Raw genomic sequence first — 17291 nt, forward strand, 5'->3', positions numbered from 1 at the left:
TGCGCCGACCGGCGTACGGCACCCCGCGACAGCGGGCACGGCGCCCGGCCGCGGCCTACATTGGAGCTGGCACCGGCACCCCTCGCCGGCGCACCCGCCTCCAGGCCCGGAGCCGTCCCATGCCGGTCACCTCTCCCGCCGCACCCGCAGCCGTGTCGCCCGCGCCCGACGCCCTGCCCCAGGACTTCGACGCCCTCCTCCGCCAGGACCCGGAGGTCGCCGGAGTGCTGCTGGCGGAGACCGGCAGACAGGCCGCCACCCTCCAGCTGATCGCCGCCGAGAACTTCCAGTCGCCCGCGGTCCTCGCGGCCCTCGGCTCCCCGCTCGGCAACAAGTACGCCGAGGGGTATCCGGGCGCCCGCCACCACGGCGGCTGCGAGCACGCGGACGCCGCCGAGCGCATCGCGGTCCGCCGGGCCACCGCCCTCTTCGGCGCCGAGCACGCCAACGTCCAGCCGCACTCGGGCTCCTCGGCCGTCCTCGCCGCCTACGCCGCGCTGCTGCGCCCCGGTGACACGGTCCTCGCGATGGGACTCCCGTACGGGGGGCACCTCACCCACGGGGCGCCGGGCAACTTCTCCGGCCGCTGGTTCGACTTCGCCGGCTACGGGGTCGACCCCGGGACCGGTCTGATCGACTACACCCGGCTCCGCGCCCTGGCCCGCGCCCGCCGCCCCAAGGCGATCGTCTGCGGCTCCATCTCCTATCCCCGCCACCCCGACTACGCGCTGTTCCGGGAGATCGCCGACGAGGCCGGGGCGTATCTGATCGTGGACGCCGCCCATCCGATGGGGCTGATCGCCGGGGGAGCGGCGCCGAACCCGGTCCCGTACGCGGATGTGGTCTGCGCCACCACGCACAAGGTGCTGCGCGGCCCGCGCGGCGGCATGATCCTGTGCGGCGCGGAACTGGCCGAGCGGATCGACCGGGCGGTGTTCCCGTTCACCCAGGGCGGCGCGCAGATGCACACGGTGGCGGCGAAGGCGGTGGCGTTCGGGGAGGCGGCCACCCCCGCGTACACGCTCTACGCCCACCGGGTCGTCGCCCACGCCCGGGTGCTCGCCGCCGGCCTGGAGGCGGAGGGCTTCGAGGTCACCACGGGCGGTACGGACACCCACATCGTCGTCGCGGACCCGGCCCCGCTCGGCGTCGACGGCCGCACCGCCCGGGAGCGGCTGGCTGCGGCGGGTGTGGTCCTGGACACCTGCGCACTGCCGTACGGGGACGCCCGGGGCATCCGCCTGGGCACGGCCGCCGTCACCACGCAGGGGATGGACGACGGGGACATGGCCCGGATCGCGGCCCTGTTCGGGGCGGCCGTGCGGGAGCCGGGCGACGTGAGCCCGGTCGCGGCGGAGGTCCGGGAGCTGGCCGCGCGCCATCCGCCGTATCCGGGGTAGCGGACCTCGCGGCACCCGGAGCGGGGCACTCCGCCGCATCCGGGGCACGTACCGCGCGCTGCCCGGAGCGGGTCGCTCCGCCGTATCCGGGGCACCCGAAGCCTGTGCAACCATCATCCGTACCGTGGAGTCCTTGTTTCAGAGACTAGGGTGTGGTTTTTGGATGACCGGCGAGTTCTGTGGGGCAGCCCGTGCGTGATTACCTGCTGACGCTCTGTGTCACGGCGGCGGTGACCTATCTGCTGACCGGACCGGTGCGTAAGTTCGCCATCGCGGTCGGGGCGATGCCCGCGATCCGTGCGCGTGACGTCCACCGCGAGCCGACACCCCGGCTCGGCGGGATCGCCATGTTCGGCGGACTGTGCGCGGGGCTGATCGTCGCGGACCACCTGTTCAACCTCCAGGGCGTCTTCGAACTCTCCAACGAGCCCAGGGCGTTGCTCTCCGGCGCCGCCCTGATCTGGCTGATCGGCGTCCTCGACGACAAGTTCGAGATCGACGCGCTGATCAAGCTCGGCGGCCAGATGATCGCCGCCGCCGTCATGGTCATCCAGGGGCTCACGATCCTGTGGCTGCCGATCCCCGGCGTCGGCACCGTGGCCCTCACCCAGTGGCAGGGCACGCTGCTCACGGTGGCGCTGGTCGTCATCACGATCAACGCGGTCAACTTCGTGGACGGCCTGGACGGGCTCGCGGCGGGCATGGTGTGCATCGCGTCGGCGGCGTTCTTCCTGTACGCGTACCGCCTCTGGATGGGGTACGGGATCGAGGCCGCGGCCCCCGCGACCCTGTTCGCGGCGATCCTGATGGGGATGTGCCTCGGCTTCCTGCCGCACAACATGCACCCGGCGCGGATCTTCATGGGCGACTCGGGCTCGATGCTCATCGGCCTGGTGCTGGCGGCGGGCGCGATCTCGATCACCGGCCAGGTCGACCCGGACCTCATGAAGATCTTCGAGGGCAGTGAGCGCGAGGCCACCCACGCGCTGCTCCCGGTCTTCATCCCGCTGGTGCTGCCGCTGACGATCATCGCGATCCCGGCCGCCGACCTGGTCCTGGCCATCGTCCGTCGCACCTGGAACGGCCAGTCGCCGTTCGCCGCCGACCGGGGCCACCTGCACCACCGGCTGCTGGAGATCGGCCACTCGCACAGCCGGGCCGTGCTGATCATGTACTTCTGGTCGGCCCTCATCGCCTTCGGCGCCGTCGGTTACTCGGTGCACTCGGCGTCCTCGTGGATCGTGTTCGTCATCATCGGCGCCAGCGCGGTGGGTCTCGTCCTGCTGCTGATGCCGCGCTTCACCCCGCGCGCCCCGCACTGGGCCAACCGCTTCGTGCCGCCGCGCTACCGCCACCGGGGGGCGGAGGAGGATCCGGCCGCCGCGTACGAGGAGGAACCGGTGCCCGTGGCCTCCGGGGCCCAACAGGGCGCGGCGGGCGCGGGGATGGACGAGGAGGCCGTCGAACGGGCTCCCGTGGCGGTCGGGGTGTCCGGCGTCAACGGCGCTACCGCGATCGGCGCTCGTTCGCGGTTCCCGGATCGCCGGTCGATCGACTCCTCACGCTGACGATTCGGAAGTCGTGGTGCATTACCAGACATTGCACTGTCTTGTCGTGCACACACGCGCGGATTAACTCTCATGTGTGACAGTTGGCACACCTTTGAGGTAAAGACCTCATCAAATAGTTTGTGATACCGTTCACGAGACCCGGTGACGGAGCCGAAGGACCCTTGTAGGACGGTCCATTGGCCCGAAAATCCGCCTCGCGGACCGGGCCTACGCTCGTCCATGACGACGCCCCATTCCTCCCCTCAGACCAGTGGAGCTGCCGCCATGCAGTCCGACATGCGCGAACTACTGCGCATCGCCACCCCCACCGCCGCGGTGGGAGCCGTCGCCACGCTCGTCGGCGGGCTTGTCGCCGGCGGCGAGGGGGCGATCGGCGCCGCGGTCGGCTGCGTGGTCGTGATCGTCTTCATGGCGCTCGGACTGCTGGCGCTCAACTGGGTCGGCAAGACCATGCCTCACCTGTTCCAGGGCATGGGGCTGATGATTTACTCGGCTCAGCTCGTGCTCCTGCTGATCTTCATCCTGAGCATCAGGAACACCTCGCTCTTCGATCTTCAGGTCTTCGCCCTCTCGCTGGTCGCGGCCGTCATCACGTGGATCACCACGCAGGCCGTACTGCACTCCCGGAGCAAGACCCTTTACGTCGACCCCGACGCGGACCCCCGGAACCGTCCGGGCGGCCCTGGGGGAGATCGTGATGAGTAGGGGCGGAATAAAGCCATGTTCGACGTGCTGCTATCGTCCGGTCTCGGTTGCGGTAGTGCGAGCGCGGGCAACAAGGCGGTCGCTTGATTCATCGCGAGGCTTCGGGCCCGGCCGCCGCCTCCTCACCGTAAGAACCAGTCCGGTGCCGACCTGCGGCCACCCGCCGCTCCGACACAACGAGGTAGCCGCATCCATGCGCCATGCAGAAGGAGCTCTTGGTGACTGACGCCCAGACGCTCGCCTTCGAGACGAACTGCCACCTGTTCAAGGACTGCGGGTTCCAAGCTCCCAGTGTGTGGTCGTTCATCTTCGACCCGCTCTTCACTGTCGGGTCTGTCGAGTTCAACAAGCCCATGTTGCTCGCGATCATCGGAACCTTCGCGATCCTGGCCTTCTTCTGGGCCGGCTTCTCGAAGCCGAAGGTCGTCCCGGGCAAGCTGCAGATGGTCGCCGAGGCGCTGTACGACTTCGTCCACCGAGGTATCGCCAAGGAGGTCATCGGCAAGAAGGGCGAGCCCTTCGTCCCGCTGCTGGTCTCCCTGTTCTTCTTCGTCTGGATCCTGAACCTCTGGGCCCTCATCCCGCTCGCCCAGTTCCCGGTCAGCTCCGTCATCGCCTACCCCGTCGGCCTCGCGCTGGTGGTCTGGGTCACGTACATGACGGTGACGTTCCGGTCGAACGGATTCGTCGGGGGCATCCGCAACCTCTGCGTCCCGAGCGGTCTGCCCAAGCCGATCTACGTGCTGCTGACGCCGCTGGAGTTCATCTCCAACGTGATCGTCCGCCCGTTCACGCTGGCTGTCCGACTCTTCGCGAACATGTTCGCGGGCCACATCCTGATCCTGATCTTCACGATCGCCACCTGGTACATGCTCGGCACGGTCCTGGGCACGGTCTACGCCGGCGCGTCGTTCATCATGACGCTGGTCATCACCGTGTTCGAGATGTTCATCCAGGCCCTTCAGGCCTACGTGTTCACCGTGCTGACCGCCACGTACCTCTCCCAGGCGCTCGAAGAAGCCCACTGAGGACCTGCCGGCTCCCGGCTCCCGCCCTCAGCTCCCCAGTCGCCCGGTGCGGAGACCATTTCCACCGGACCCACCAAGAGAAGGAACCACAGACATGTCTGCTGCTTTCGAGACCCTCGCGGCCGTGAACGGCAACGTCGGCACCATCGGCTACGGCCTCGCCGCGATCGGCCCCGGCATCGGCATCGGCATCATCTTCGGTAACGGTGTGCAGGCCATCGCCCGCCAGCCCGAGGCTGCCGGCCTCATCCGCCAGAACATGCTGCTCGGCTTCGCCGTCGTCGAGGCCCTGGCCCTGATCGGCTTCGTCGTTCCGTTCATCGTCAAGTGACGTTGTGGCTGTAGCCCCATTCGACGAAAGGTCCACCATGATGTACCTGGCAGCCGAGGAACCGCAGATGCCTCTGCTCCCGGTCTGGCCTGAAGTCGTCATCGGCTTGATCTGCTTCGGCATCGTCTTCTTCGTCTTCTCGAAGAAGCTGCTTCCGGTGATCAACAAGACTCTGGAAGAGCGCCGCGAGGCGATCGAGGGTGGCATCGAGAAGGCCGAATCGGCTCAGATCGAGGCCCAGAGCGTTCTTGAGCAGTACAAGGCTCAGCTCGCCGAGGCCCGCCACGAGGCCGCCCGACTGCGCCAGGAGGCGCAGGAGCAGGGAGCCGTCATCATCCAGGAGATGAAGGCGGAAGGTCAGCGGCAGCGCGAAGAGATCATCGCCGCCGGCCACACCCAGATCGAGGCCGACCGCAAGGCCGCCGCCTCGGCGCTGCGCCAGGACGTGGGCAAGCTCGCCACCGACCTGGCCGGCAAGCTCGTCGGCGAGTCCCTCCAGGACCACGCCCGGCAGAGCGGCACCGTCGACCGTTTCCTCGACGAGCTCGAGGCGAAGGCCGAGGCCGCCCGATGAACAGCGCGAGCCGCGAAGCACTGGCTGCCGCACGCGAGCGTCTCGACGCGCTGACCGACAACACGTCGGTCGACGCGGCGAAGCTCGCCGAGGAGCTGGCATCGGTCACCGCGCTGCTCGACCGCGAAGTATCCCTGCGCCGGGTCCTCACCGACCCGGCCCAGAGCGGCGAGAGCAAGGCCGAGCTGGCCGCGCGTCTGCTCGGCGGACAGGTGGGCGGCGAGACCCTCGACCTGGTGTCCGGACTGGTCCGGTCCCGCTGGTCGCAGTCGCGTGACCTGGTGGACTCGGTCGAGGAGCTGGCGAACACCGCAGACCTCACCGCGGCCCAGCGCGGCGGCAACCTCGACGACGTCGAGGACGAGCTGTTCCGGTTCGGCCGGATCGTCGGCTCCGACAAGGAGCTGCGCTCCGCGCTCACCAGCCGTACGGCCACGGCGTCCGCCAAGGGCGAGCTGCTCCGCAGCCTGCTCGGCGGCAAGGCGCAGCCGGTCACCGAGCGGATCATCGTCCGCCTGGTCACCCAGCCCCGTGGACGTAGCCTGGAAGCAGGGCTGGACTCGCTGTCCAAGCTCGCCGCGGAGCGCCGGGACCGCATGGTCGCCGTCGTCACCTCGGCGGTGCCGCTCAGCGACCGGCAGAAGCAGCGCCTCGGCGCCGCCCTGGCGAAGCTCTACGGTCGGCAGATGCACCTGAACCTGGACGTGGACCCCGCGGTCCTCGGCGGGATCTCGGTGCGCGTCGGTGACGAGATCATCAACGGCACCGTCGCGGAGCGCCTCGAAGAGGCGACCCGCCGCATGGCCGGCTGACACAGCGCAGCGCAGAAGAACAAGCAAGACCAGCGGCCCGGTTGGGCCGTGCAGAAATTGCAGAAGATTCCTGGGGGTCGGCCCCCAGACCCCCTTAAGAAACTTCGGGCCCAACAAGGAGAGCAGGGAACCCAGATGGCGGAGCTCACGATCCGGCCGGAGGAGATCCGGGACGCACTGGATAACTTTGTCCAGTCGTACCAGCCGGACGCGGCCTCGCGCGAGGAGGTCGGTACGGTCAGCGTTGCCGGCGACGGCATCGCGAAGGTGGAGGGTCTTCCCTCCGCCATGGCGAACGAGCTGCTGAAGTTCGAGGACGGCACCCTCGGTCTCGCCCTCAACCTCGAGGAGCGCGAGATCGGTGCGATCGTCCTCGGCGAGTTCAGCGGCATCGAGGAGGGCCAGCCGGTGCAGCGCACCGGTGAGGTGCTCTCCGTCGGCGTCGGCGAGGGTTACCTCGGCCGCGTCGTCGACCCGCTCGGCAACCCGATCGACGGTCTCGGCGAGATCGCGACCGAAAGCCGCCGCGCCCTCGAGCTGCAGGCCCCTGGCGTCATGGTCCGCAAGTCGGTGCACGAGCCGATGCAGACCGGCTACAAGGCCGTCGACGCCATGGTGCCGATCGGCCGCGGCCAGCGTCAGCTGATCATCGGCGACCGTCAGACGGGTAAGACCGCTCTGGCCGTCGACACGATCATCAACCAGCGCGACAACTGGCGCTCGGGCGACGTGAACAAGCAGGTGCGCTGCATCTACGTCGCGATCGGTCAGAAGGGTTCCACCATCGCCTCCGTGCGTGGTGCGCTCGAAGAGGCCGGTGCGCTGGAGTACACGACCATCGTCGCCGCCCCGGCGTCCGACCCGGCCGGCTTCAAGTACCTGGCGCCGTACACCGGCTCGGCCATCGGCCAGCACTGGATGTACGACGGCAAGCACGTCCTGATCATCTTCGACGACCTCTCGAAGCAGGCCGACGCCTACCGCGCCGTGTCCCTGCTGCTGCGCCGCCCGCCGGGCCGTGAGGCCTACCCGGGTGACGTCTTCTACCTGCACTCGCGTCTGCTGGAGCGCTGCGCCAAGCTCTCCGACGAGATGGGCGCCGGTTCGATGACGGGCCTCCCGATCGTCGAGACCAAGGCGAACGACGTGTCGGCGTTCATCCCGACCAACGTCATCTCCATCACCGACGGCCAGTGCTTCCTGGAGTCCGACCTGTTCAACGCGGGTCAGCGTCCGGCGCTCAACGTCGGTATCTCGGTCTCCCGAGTCGGTGGCTCCGCCCAGCACAAGGCCATGAAGCAGGTCTCCGGCCGGCTCCGCGTGGACCTCGCCCAGTTCCGTGAGCTGGAGGCGTTCGCCGCCTTCGGCTCCGACCTGGACGCGGCCTCGAAGGCCTCGCTGGAGCGCGGTAAGCGCATGGTCGAGCTGCTGAAGCAGCCGCAGTACGCCCCGTTCCCGATGGAGGAGCAGGTCGTCTCGGTCTGGGCCGGCACCACGGGCAAGATGGACGACGTCCCGGTCGAGGACATCCGTCGCTTCGAAGCTGAGCTGCTGGAGTTCCTGCGCCGTGAGCGCAAGGACCTGCTGACCAGCATCGCCGAGGGCGGCAAGATGTCCGACGACACGCTGCAGTCGGTCGCCGACGCGATCGCCGCCTTCAAGCAGCAGTTCGAGACCTCGGACGGCAAGCTCCTGGGCGAGGGCTGATCGATGGGCGCTCAGCTTCGCGTTTACAAGCGCCGCATCCAAGCCGTCACCGCGACCAAGAAGATCACCAAGGCGATGGAGATGATCGCCGCCTCGCGCATCGTCAAGGCACAGCGCAAGGTGGCGGCGTCCAAGCCGTACGCGACCGAGCTCACCCGTGCGGTGACCGCGGTGGCGACCGGCTCCAACGCCAAGCACCCGCTCACCACCGAGGTCGAGACCCCGACCCGGGCCGCCGTCCTGCTCGTCACGAGCGACCGCGGTCTGGCCGGCGGCTACTCCTCCAACGCCATCAAGGCCGCGGAGCGACTGCGGGAGCGCCTTGCCTCCGAGGGCAAGGAGGTCGACACGTACATCGTCGGCCGCAAGGGTGTCGCGTACTACGGCTTCCGCGAGCGCAAGGTCGAGGACTCCTGGACCGGCTTCACCGACAACCCGGCGTACTCCGATGCCAAGAGCATCGCCGCCCCGTTGATCGAGGCCATCCAGAAGGAGACGGCCGAGGGCGGCGTCGACGAGCTGCACATCGTCTTCACGGAATTCGTGTCGATGATGACGCAGAACGCGGTCGACGACCGGATGCTGCCGCTTTCGCTCGACGACGTGGCCGAGGAGAGCACCCGCAAGGGTGAGATCCTCCCGCTGTTCGACTTCGAGCCGTCGGCCGAGGACGTCCTCGACGCCCTTCTGCCGCGCTACGTCGAGAGCCGCATCTACAACGCACTGCTGCAGGCAGCCGCTTCCGAGCACGCTGCCCGCCGCCGCGCGATGAAGTCGGCCACCGACAACGCCGGAGACCTCATCAAGAGTCTGTCCCGGCTTGCCAACGCGGCCCGACAGGCCGAAATCACCCAGGAAATCAGCGAGATCGTCGGCGGTGCCAGTGCCCTGGCCGACGCGACCGCGGGGAGTGACAAGTAATGACGACGACAGTTGAGACGGCCGCTGCCACGGGCCGCGTCGCCCGGGTCATCGGCCCGGTCGTCGACGTGGAGTTCCCCGTCGACGCGATGCCGGAGATCTACAACGCCCTCCACGTCGAGGTCGCCGACCCGGCCGAGGACGGCGCCCGCAAGACGCTGACCCTCGAAGTGGCCCAGCACCTGGGCGACGGCGTGGTCCGCGCGATCTCGATGCAGCCCACCGACGGCCTGGTCCGCCAGGCCCCGGTGACCGACACGGGCACGGGCATCACCGTCCCCGTCGGTGACGTGACCAAGGGCAAGGTCTTCAACACCCTCGGCCAGATCCTGAACGAGCCGGAGGCCGAGGCGCAGATCACCGAGCGCTGGCCGATCCACCGCAAGGCCCCGGCCTTCGACCAGCTCGAGTCGAAGACCGAGATGTTCGAGACCGGCCTGAAGGTCGTCGACCTGCTGACCCCGTACGTCAAGGGCGGCAAGATCGGTCTGTTCGGTGGTGCGGGCGTCGGCAAGACGGTCCTCATCCAGGAAATGATCATGCGTGTGGCGAAGCTGCACGACGGTGTGTCGGTGTTCGCCGGTGTCGGTGAGCGCACCCGTGAGGGCAACGACCTCATCGACGAGATGACCGAGTCGGGCGTTCTGGAGAAGACCGCGCTCGTCTTCGGCCAGATGGACGAGCCGCCGGGGACGCGTCTGCGCGTGGCCCTGTCCGCCCTGACCATGGCGGAGTACTTCCGCGATGTGCAGAAGCAGGACGTGCTCCTCTTCATCGACAACATCTTCCGCTTCACGCAGGCCGGCTCCGAGGTCTCCACGCTGCTCGGCCGCATGCCGTCCGCGGTGGGTTACCAGCCGACCCTGGCCGACGAGATGGGTGTGCTCCAGGAGCGCATCACCTCGACGCGTGGTCACTCGATCACCTCGATGCAGGCGATCTACGTCCCCGCGGACGACCTGACCGACCCGGCCCCGGCCACCACGTTCGCCCACCTCGACGCGACGACGGTTCTCTCCCGTCCGATCTCCGAGAAGGGCATCTACCCGGCCGTGGACCCGCTGGACTCCACGTCCCGCATCCTGGACCCGCGTTACATCTCGCAGGACCACTACGCCGCGGCCAGCCGCGTCAAGGGGATCCTCCAGAAGTACAAGGACCTCCAGGACATCATCGCGATCCTCGGTATCGACGAGCTGGGCGAGGAGGACAAGCTCGTTGTCCACCGTGCCCGTCGCGTCGAGCGCTTCCTGTCGCAGAACACCCATGCCGCCAAGCAGTTCACCGGCCTGGACGGTTCGGACGTTCCGCTCGACGAGTCGATCGCCGCGTTCAACGCGATCTGCGACGGGGACTACGACCACTTCCCCGAGCAGGCGTTCTTCATGTGCGGTGGCCTGGACGACCTCAAGGCCAAGGCCAAGGAGCTCGGCGTCTCCTGAGCCTCCGGCTCACCGAGGGGGGTGGGTGTGTCCCGCCCCCCTCACCACGCCCCGTAGAATTGAACCGACACCCGGCCGGGCGGCCGGGTGGTGACCCGAGGAGCCACCCTTGGCTGCTGAGCTGCATGTCGAGCTGGTCGCCGCCGACCGAAGTGTCTGGTCCGGCGAGGCGACCCTGGTCGTCGCGCGCACCACGTCCGGCGACATCGGCGTCATGCCCGGTCACCAGCCGCTTCTCGGTGTGCTGGAATCGGGCCCGGTGACGATCCGCACGAGTGAGGGCGGCACCGTCATCGCCGCTGTGCACGGTGGATTCATCTCGTTCGCGGACGACAAGCTGTCGCTGCTGGCCGAGATCGCCGAGCTGGCCGACGAGATCGATGTCGAGCGCGCCGAGCGGGCGCTGGAACTCGCGAAGTCGGACGCGGACGCCGCTGCCCAGCGGCGCGCCGACGTGCGACTGCGCGCGGTGGCGGTGCGCTAGCACCCCCACGGACAGATGTCTTTACTCAGCCGCGGCCCGAGCTGGAGCGATCCAGCCGTGTCGCGGCTGAGGCGATGCAGGTGCAATACGGTTTCGGTGTTCGTTACTCGACGATGCGAGGAGGTCGGTGGAGATGGTCCTCGCGTTGTGGGTGGGCGTGTCCGTCGTCGTACTGATCCTGTTGGGACTGTTCGTCTTCGGTCTGCGCCGGAGGCTGATCCAGCGGTCCGGGGGGACCTTCGACTGCAGTCTGCGCTGGGACGTGTCGGAGGAACCCGATGCGCTCGGCAAGGGCTGGGTCTACGGGGTCGCCCGCTACAGCGGTGACCGCGTCGACTGGTTCCGTGTCTTCTCCTACGCTCCTCGCCCCCGCCGGGGCCTGGAGCGTTCCGCTATCGAGGTGGTCGCCCGCCGGCTTCCGGAGGGCGAGGAGGAGCTCGCGCTCCTGTCCGACTCCGTCGTGCTCGGCTGTCTCCATCAGGGGACGCGCCTGGAGCTGGCGATGAGCGAGGACGCCCTGACCGGCTTCCTCGCCTGGCTGGAGGCGGCACCGCCCGGCCAGCGGGTCAACGTCGCCTGACGAGCGGCGCCCCGCTGGACGAGTGTCCCAGTGTCCCCCTCGGAATGAGCGGACCCGCTGGAAGGGGATCCCGCCCCTCGGACCCCGCGCTCGGACCCCGCGCTCGGACCCCGCCCCTCGGACTCCGTCCGGGGGGCGATGTGGTCTCAGGGGTGGATCCGCCCGGTCGGGAGGGCCTGCCGCCCGGTCGGTGAGGGCCCGGGCCCGCGGGGAGCCGCCGGAGCGGGTCCGGGGTGGCGGCCGATGGGCCGGAGGGCGCCGCGTCGTCGCGCGTACACAGCGAAAAACCGGGGAGACGGGGGGCGGACCCGTCTCCCCGGTGCTTTTCCGGGGTGGTGCTTGCCGTTACGGCGTGGGGAGCACCGGTGTGCTTACTGGAGGCCGGTCTTGATGGCGTTCACCAGTTCACCGTTGGTGGTGTCACCGGAGAACTCCCAGAAGAACGCGCCACCGAGGCCCTGGTTCTTCGCCCAGGTCATCTTGGTGCCGATGGTGGCCGGGGTGTCGTAGCTCCACCAGTTGGTGCCGCAGTGCGCGTAGGCCGTGCCGGCGATGGTGCCGTTGGACGGGCAGGTGGCCTTCAGGACCTTGTAGTCCTCGTTGCCCGCCTCGTACGTGCCCGGGGCCGCTCCGGTCGCCGTGCCGCCGGGGGCGGACTGGGTGACGCCGGTCCAGCCGCGGCCGTAGAAGCCGATGCCGAGCAGCAGCTTCTTGGCGGGGACGCCCTTGGCCTTCAGCTTGGCGATGGCCTCGGAGGAGGAGAAGCCGGCCTGCGGGATGCCGGTGTACGGGGTCAGCGGCGAGTGCGGGGCCGTCGGGCCCTTGGCCGCCCAGGCGCCGAAGAAGTCGTACGTCATCACGTTGTACCAGTCGAAGGACTGGGAGGCGCCGCCGTAGTCGGCCGCGTCGATCTTGCCGCCGTTGGAGCCGTCCGCGGTGATGGCGGCGGTGACCAGGTTCTTCGTGCCGAACTTCGCCCGCATGGCGTCGGCCATGGTCTTGAGCGCGGCCGGGCCGCTGGTGTCACAGGTCAGACCACAGGCGTTGGGGTACTCCCAGTCCAGGTCGATGCCGTCGAAGACATCGGCCCAGCGGGGGTCCTCGACCAGGTCGTAGCAGGACTGGGCGAAGGCGGCGGGGTTCTGGACGGCCTGGCCGAAGCCGCCGGACCAGGTCCAGCCGCCGAACGACCAGAGGATCTTGATGTGGGGGTACTTGGCCTTCAGCTTGCGCAGCTGGTTGAAGTTGCCGCGCAGCGGCTGGTCCCAGGTGTCGGCGACGCCGTCGACGGACTGGTCGGCGGTGTAGGCCTTCTCGTAGTCGGCGTACGAGTCACCGATGGTGCACTTGCCGTTCTGCACGTTGCCGAAGGCGTAGTTGATGTGCGTGATCTTCGCGGCCGAGCCGGACGTCACCAGGTTCTTGACGTGGTAGTTGCGGCCGTAGACGCCCCAGTTGGTGAAGTAGCCCAGGTTGACCTTGTCGCCGCCGGGCTGCTCGCCGCCGCCGCCGGTGGTCCGCACGGAGACGGCGCCGGAGACCGGGCCGGTCTGGTCGGCGGTGTCCCGGGCCTGCACGGCGTAGGAGTAGTCGGTGCCGGCGGTCAGGCCGGTGTTGGTGTACGTGGTGCCGGTGACCGTGGCGATCTTCGCGCCGTCGCGCAGCACGTCGTAGTTCTTGACGCCCTTGTCGTCGGTCGCCGCGCTCCAGCTGAGCTTGACCGAGGTGTTGGTGACGTCGCTGGTGGTCGGGGTGCCGGGCGCCGAGGGGGCGTTGTCGCCGGGAACGCTGCCACCGTCACAGGAAGCGCCGTTCAGCTTGCAGCCCGTGGGGGAGCCGGAGCCGGTGCCGTTGAAGCCGAAGCTGATGCTGGCGCCGGGCGCCACGGACCCGTTCCAGGAGAGGTTCTTGGCGGTGTAGTGGCCGCCGGAGCTGGTGAGGGTGGCGTCCCAGGCGGAGCCCGCCGTGGTGCCCGAGGGGAAGTCCCACTCGATGGTCCAGGAGGAGAGGGCGGTGGTGCCGGTGTTCTTCACCGTCCACTGGCCCTCGAAGCCGCTGCCCCAGTCCGACTTCTTGGTGTACGTGGCGGTTGCCGACGTGGCTGCCGAGGCGGGGGCGGCGAGCCCCACCATCGCGGCCAGCGGCACGACCAGAGCCGTCAGGCCCGCGACGACCTTGGCCCGGCCGCTCCGGACGGGGATCCATCTGAATCTGGATCGGCGTTGGGGGGTATCAGTGCTCAACGGTGCTCCTCGGGTGAGGTCCAACAAACGGGGGTGATTCGTGGACTGCAAACCCTGCGCCGCCCTGAGTACGGGTGCTCTCGTACTCACCGCAGTGTGTGACGGTGACAGTAGGAAGGTCTGGACCAATCGTCAAGAGGTCTGGACCAAAGATCAGTTTGCGGCCCGGATCCCCAACTCCTGTGCCAGGACCGCCGCCTGAACCCGGCTGCGCAGCTCCAGCTTGCCCAGCACCCTGCTGACGTGGGTCTTCACCGTGGCCTCGGCCATCGCGAGACGGAGCGCGATCTCCGCGTTCGACAGGCCCTCGCCCAGGCACCCCAGCACCTCGCGCTCGCGCCGGGTGAGCGCGTCCAGGACCGCCGGATCGGCCGTCCTTCGGCCGTGTCGGGGGGACGCCCCGGCGAACTCCGCGATCAGCCGCCGGGTCACGGCCGGGGCGATCAGACCCTCGCCGCGCGCCACCGTCCGTACCGCCTCCAGCAGATCGCGGGCGTCGGTGTTCTTCAGCAGAAAGCCGGAGGCCCCCGCGCGCAGCGCCCCGAAGACGTACTCGTCCAGATCGAACGTGGTCAGCACCAGGACGTCCGCGAGCTCCTCCCCGACCACCTGCCGCGTCGCCGCCACCCCGTCGAGGCGCGGCATCTGCACATCCATCAGCACCAGGTCCGGGCGGAGTTCACGCGCCAGGCGCACTGCCGCCTCGCCGTCCCCCGCCTCTGCGACGACCTCGATGTCCGGCGCGCTGGAGAGGATCAGCACCAGCCCCGCGCGCACCGCCGACTGGTCCTCCGCGACCAGTACCCGGATCGTCATTGCCGCATCGTCCCTTCCGTGACGGGCAGTTGAGCCCGCACCCGCCAGATCTTGGTTCCGCCACCGCCACGGCCACGGCCGCCGTCGCCCGTGCCGCCCGGCTCGGCCCCGGCGTCGAACGTCCCGCCGAGCAGCGCCACCCGCTCCCGCATCCCCACCAGTCCCGCCCCCGATCCGGGCGCCGTGGGGCCGGGGCGGCTGCCGAACACACTGGTCACCTCGATCACCAGCTCCCCGTCGACGTGGGTGATCCGCACCGCGACCGGGCCCGGCGCCGCGTGCTTGAGGGCGTTGGTCAGCGACTCCTGCACGATCCTGTACGCGGCCAGCTCGACCGGCGTCGGCAGCGCGGCGGACAAGGCGTCCCCGGTGCACTCCAGGGTGCAGACCAGCCCGCCGGAGGCCCCGTTGACGTTCGTCTGCTCGACCAGCGCGTCCAGGGAGGCGAGCGTCGGGGCCGCCGCCGGCGCGTCGTCCTCGCCGCCCTCCCGCAGCAGCCCGATCAGCCGGCGCATTTCCGCCAGTCCCTCGACGCTGTTCTCCCGGATCACCCGCAGGGCGTTTCGGGAGGTGTCCGGGTCGTCGATGGACAGGGCGGCCGTGGAGTGGATCGCCACGGCCGAGAGGTGGTTGGCCACCATGTCGTGCAACTCCCGGGCCATCCTGGCGCGCTCGGCGACCACCGCCTGCGTCCGGTCCATCTCGGCCAGCCGCGCGGTCTGCCGGGCGGCCAGCCGGGCGGCCTCGGCGGCGACGCGGTGGTTGCGCACGACGACGCCGGTGATCGCGGGCATGAAGGAGACCAGCCCCGTGACGACGCCGATCAGCAGCGCCTCGGGCCGGCGGAACCAGGCCAGGAAGCCGATCGTGCTCGCGAGGGTGACGAAGACGGTGATGACCGGGATCCGGCGGGCGGCGGCCGGGGTCCCGTAGAGCACGGCCGCGTACATGATGTCCGAGAACATCAGGACGGTCGCCAGGCTGCCCCGGGTGAACTGGTCCGCGACCAGCATCAGCGTCCCGACGATCAGCGCCGTCCGCGGTGCGCTGCGGCGCAGCAGCTCCATCGCGGCCATCACGGTCATGGGTACGAGGGAGACCCAGGGCGCGGAGAGCGGCCGGCCGCCCTGGGTGTGCAGGCCGAGCAGCCACAGGAGGAGCCCGCCGAGCAGCCCGGAGGCGGCGAGGACGACGTCGTCGCGGTGGGGGCGGATCGCGGTGAGCACTCCTCCATCCAACACGCACCGCCGCCGCCGGGCCTCCCTTCGGGGACCGATGTGCGGCTACATCGAAGGATGCAGTCCCGTTTCGTCACTGCCGACGACGCCTTCCCGCCCGCCGGACGGGAGGCTGGAGGGGAACGGGAGGAGAGAGACTGTGATCGCGCTACTGGTGGTGATCTGCGAGGTCGCGTTCTGGGTGCTGCTGGCCGCCGGACTCGCGCTGCGCTACGTCGCGAGGAAGCCTAGGCTCGGCGCGGCGGTGCTGCTGTGCGAGCCGCTGCTGGAGGTGGTGCTCCTGGTGGTGACGGCCATCGACCTGAAGAACGGGTCCGAGCCGGACTGGAAGCACGGCCTGGCCGCCGTCTACATCGGCTTCACGGTGGGGCTCGGCCACCACACCGTCAAGAAGGTGGACGCCTGGGTCGCCCACCGCTGGTTCGGCGGCCCGCCGCCGGTGAAGCCGCCGAAGTACGGCATGGCGCGCGCCGTCCACGAGTGGCGCACCGCCGCCCGCTGGATCCTGGCCGCGGTGGTCGCGGCGGGCCTGCTCCAGGCGGCGATCTGGTACGTCGGCCCCGGCGGGGAGATCAGCTCGTTGCAGGGGTGGCAGCAGAAGATGGGCCTGGTGGTCGTCGTCAACCTGATCATCGCGGGCGGCTACACGGTGTGGCCGAAGCGGGCTCCCGAGGGCGCCGTGACGGAACGGGAGCCGGCCGACCGCCTCTAGGCCCTGTCGTCACACTGCCGCCCGCCCCGCGGGCGACGACGGCAGTGTGACGACGAGACCTGGGGGTGCCGGGTGTCGGGCGCCCCCGGGTCCTACCGCTCGCCGCCCGGCACCCACAGCACGTCCCCGACCTCCTTGTTCGCGCTCCGCGCCAGGATGAACAGGAGGTCGGAGAGGCGGTTGAGGTAGGTGGCGGTCAGCGTGTTCATCGACGCGCCGTGCACCTCCAGGGCCGCCCAGGTGGACCGCTCGGCCCGCCGGACCACGGTGCACGCCTGGTGCAGCAGGGCTGCCCCCGGGGTCCCTCCGGGGAGGATGAAGCTGCGCAGCTTCTCCAGCTCCTCCAGGAAGGTGTCGCAGTCCGCCTCCAGCTTGTCGATGTAGGACTGCTCCACCCGCAGCGGCGGGTACTTCGGGTCCTCGACGACCGGGGTGCACAGGTCCGCGCCCACGTCGAAGAGGTCGTTCTGGACGCGTACGAGGACCTTCACCAGCTCCTCGGGCAGCTGCCCCAGCGCGATGGCGGTCCCGATCGCCGCGTTGGCCTCGTTGGCGTCCGCGTACGCCGAGATCCGCAGATCGGTCTTGGCGGTGCGGCTCATGTCGCCGAGGGCCGTGGTGCCCTGGTCGCCGGTCCGGGTGTAGATGCGCGTCAGATTGACCATGGGCCCAGCGTAGTTACGCTCCGGCCCGCCGGAAGGCCCGTGTGCCCACTGTCACGGCCGCG

At 69.5% G+C, this 17291-nt stretch carries 17 protein-coding genes; 13 read left to right on the plus strand and 4 right to left on the minus strand.

Features of this window, described 5'->3' with window-relative positions; all coding sequences use genetic code 11:
• Positions 1–119 precede the first annotated feature (119 nt).
• The 12 genes from glyA (at position 120) to DTB53_RS19895 (ending at position 11555) form a co-directional block, all read left to right on the plus strand.
• Positions 120–1400 (plus strand): serine hydroxymethyltransferase, encoded by a 1281-nt coding sequence (gene glyA / locus DTB53_RS19840; protein ID WP_012379024.1) that lies wholly within the window; start codon positions 120–122, stop codon positions 1398–1400.
• A gap of 179 nt (positions 1401–1579) precedes the next feature.
• Positions 1580–2968 carry an MraY family glycosyltransferase gene (locus DTB53_RS19845; RefSeq protein ID WP_003966257.1) on the plus strand — a complete coding sequence of 463 codons (1389 nt, stop codon included), beginning with the start codon at positions 1580–1582 and terminating at the stop codon, positions 2966–2968.
• A gap of 267 nt (positions 2969–3235) precedes the next feature.
• A complete protein-coding gene (locus DTB53_RS19850) occupies positions 3236–3676 on the plus strand; it encodes a Cg1360 family ATP-synthase-associated protein (protein WP_012379022.1) in 441 nt (146 codons plus the stop codon).
• Between the two features lie 200 nt (positions 3677–3876).
• Positions 3877–4704, plus strand: a complete 828-nt coding sequence (atpB, locus tag DTB53_RS19855) for a F0F1 ATP synthase subunit A (RefSeq protein ID WP_003966255.1) — start codon at positions 3877–3879, stop codon at positions 4702–4704.
• 94 nt (positions 4705–4798) lie between these two features.
• Complete coding sequence (atpE, locus tag DTB53_RS19860) at positions 4799–5035, plus strand: ATP synthase F0 subunit C (RefSeq protein WP_003966254.1); 237 nt, start codon at positions 4799–4801, stop codon at positions 5033–5035.
• A 37-nt stretch (positions 5036–5072) separates the two neighbouring features.
• Positions 5073–5609: a F0F1 ATP synthase subunit B gene (locus tag DTB53_RS19865; RefSeq protein WP_003966253.1), complete on the plus strand. Its 537-nt coding sequence runs from the start codon at positions 5073–5075 to the stop codon at positions 5607–5609.
• Positions 5606–6421 carry a F0F1 ATP synthase subunit delta gene (locus DTB53_RS19870; RefSeq protein WP_003966252.1) on the plus strand — a complete coding sequence of 272 codons (816 nt, stop codon included), beginning with the start codon at positions 5606–5608 and terminating at the stop codon, positions 6419–6421. The genes DTB53_RS19865 and DTB53_RS19870 overlap by 4 nt, the downstream gene beginning before the upstream one ends.
• A 135-nt stretch (positions 6422–6556) precedes the next feature.
• Positions 6557–8128, plus strand: a complete 1572-nt coding sequence (atpA, locus tag DTB53_RS19875) for a F0F1 ATP synthase subunit alpha (RefSeq protein ID WP_012379019.1) — start codon at positions 6557–6559, stop codon at positions 8126–8128.
• 3 nt (positions 8129–8131) lie between these two features.
• On the plus strand, positions 8132–9049 hold the full coding sequence (locus DTB53_RS19880) for a F0F1 ATP synthase subunit gamma (RefSeq protein ID WP_012379018.1): 918 nt from the start codon (positions 8132–8134) through the stop codon (positions 9047–9049).
• The gene (gene atpD / locus DTB53_RS19885) at positions 9049–10491 is read left to right on the plus strand and encodes a F0F1 ATP synthase subunit beta (RefSeq protein WP_003966249.1); all 1443 of its coding nucleotides are present in this window, start codon (positions 9049–9051) and stop codon (positions 10489–10491) included. Before DTB53_RS19880 ends, atpD begins: the two co-directional genes overlap by 1 nt.
• A 109-nt stretch (positions 10492–10600) precedes the next feature.
• On the plus strand, positions 10601–10975 hold the full coding sequence (locus DTB53_RS19890; RefSeq protein ID WP_003966248.1) for a F0F1 ATP synthase subunit epsilon: 375 nt from the start codon (positions 10601–10603) through the stop codon (positions 10973–10975).
• Between the two features lie 133 nt (positions 10976–11108).
• Entirely contained in the window at positions 11109–11555 is a 447-nt protein-coding gene (locus DTB53_RS19895) for a DUF2550 domain-containing protein (RefSeq protein WP_003966247.1), read from the plus strand.
• A 371-nt stretch (positions 11556–11926) separates the two neighbouring features.
• On the opposite strand, the gene DTB53_RS19900 is transcribed toward DTB53_RS19895, so the two are convergent.
• The 3 genes from DTB53_RS19900 to DTB53_RS19910 form a co-directional block, all read right to left on the minus strand.
• The gene (locus tag DTB53_RS19900) at positions 11927–13798 is read right to left on the minus strand and encodes a glycoside hydrolase family 18 chitinase (protein ID WP_012379016.1); all 1872 of its coding nucleotides are present in this window, start codon (positions 13796–13798) and stop codon (positions 11927–11929) included.
• A gap of 153 nt (positions 13799–13951) precedes the next feature.
• Positions 13952–14614: a response regulator gene (locus tag DTB53_RS19905; protein ID WP_012379015.1), complete on the minus strand. Its 663-nt coding sequence runs from the start codon at positions 14612–14614 to the stop codon at positions 13952–13954.
• A complete protein-coding gene (locus DTB53_RS19910; RefSeq protein WP_042496103.1) occupies positions 14611–15840 on the minus strand; it encodes a sensor histidine kinase in 1230 nt (409 codons plus the stop codon). The genes DTB53_RS19905 and DTB53_RS19910 overlap by 4 nt, the downstream gene beginning before the upstream one ends.
• A 151-nt stretch (positions 15841–15991) precedes the next feature.
• On the opposite strand from DTB53_RS19910, the gene DTB53_RS19915 reads away from it, so the two are divergent.
• Positions 15992–16564, plus strand: a complete 573-nt coding sequence (locus DTB53_RS19915) for a hypothetical protein (RefSeq protein WP_012379013.1) — start codon at positions 15992–15994, stop codon at positions 16562–16564.
• A gap of 92 nt (positions 16565–16656) precedes the next feature.
• Here DTB53_RS19915 and DTB53_RS19920 read toward each other — a convergent pair whose 3' ends face one another.
• Positions 16657–17229 carry a cob(I)yrinic acid a,c-diamide adenosyltransferase gene (locus DTB53_RS19920; protein WP_003966242.1) on the minus strand — a complete coding sequence of 191 codons (573 nt, stop codon included), beginning with the start codon at positions 17227–17229 and terminating at the stop codon, positions 16657–16659.
• Positions 17230–17291 lie beyond the last annotated feature (62 nt).

This window comes from Streptomyces griseus, from assembly GCF_900460065.1.
GTDB lineage: Bacteria > Actinomycetota > Actinomycetes > Streptomycetales > Streptomycetaceae > Streptomyces > Streptomyces griseus.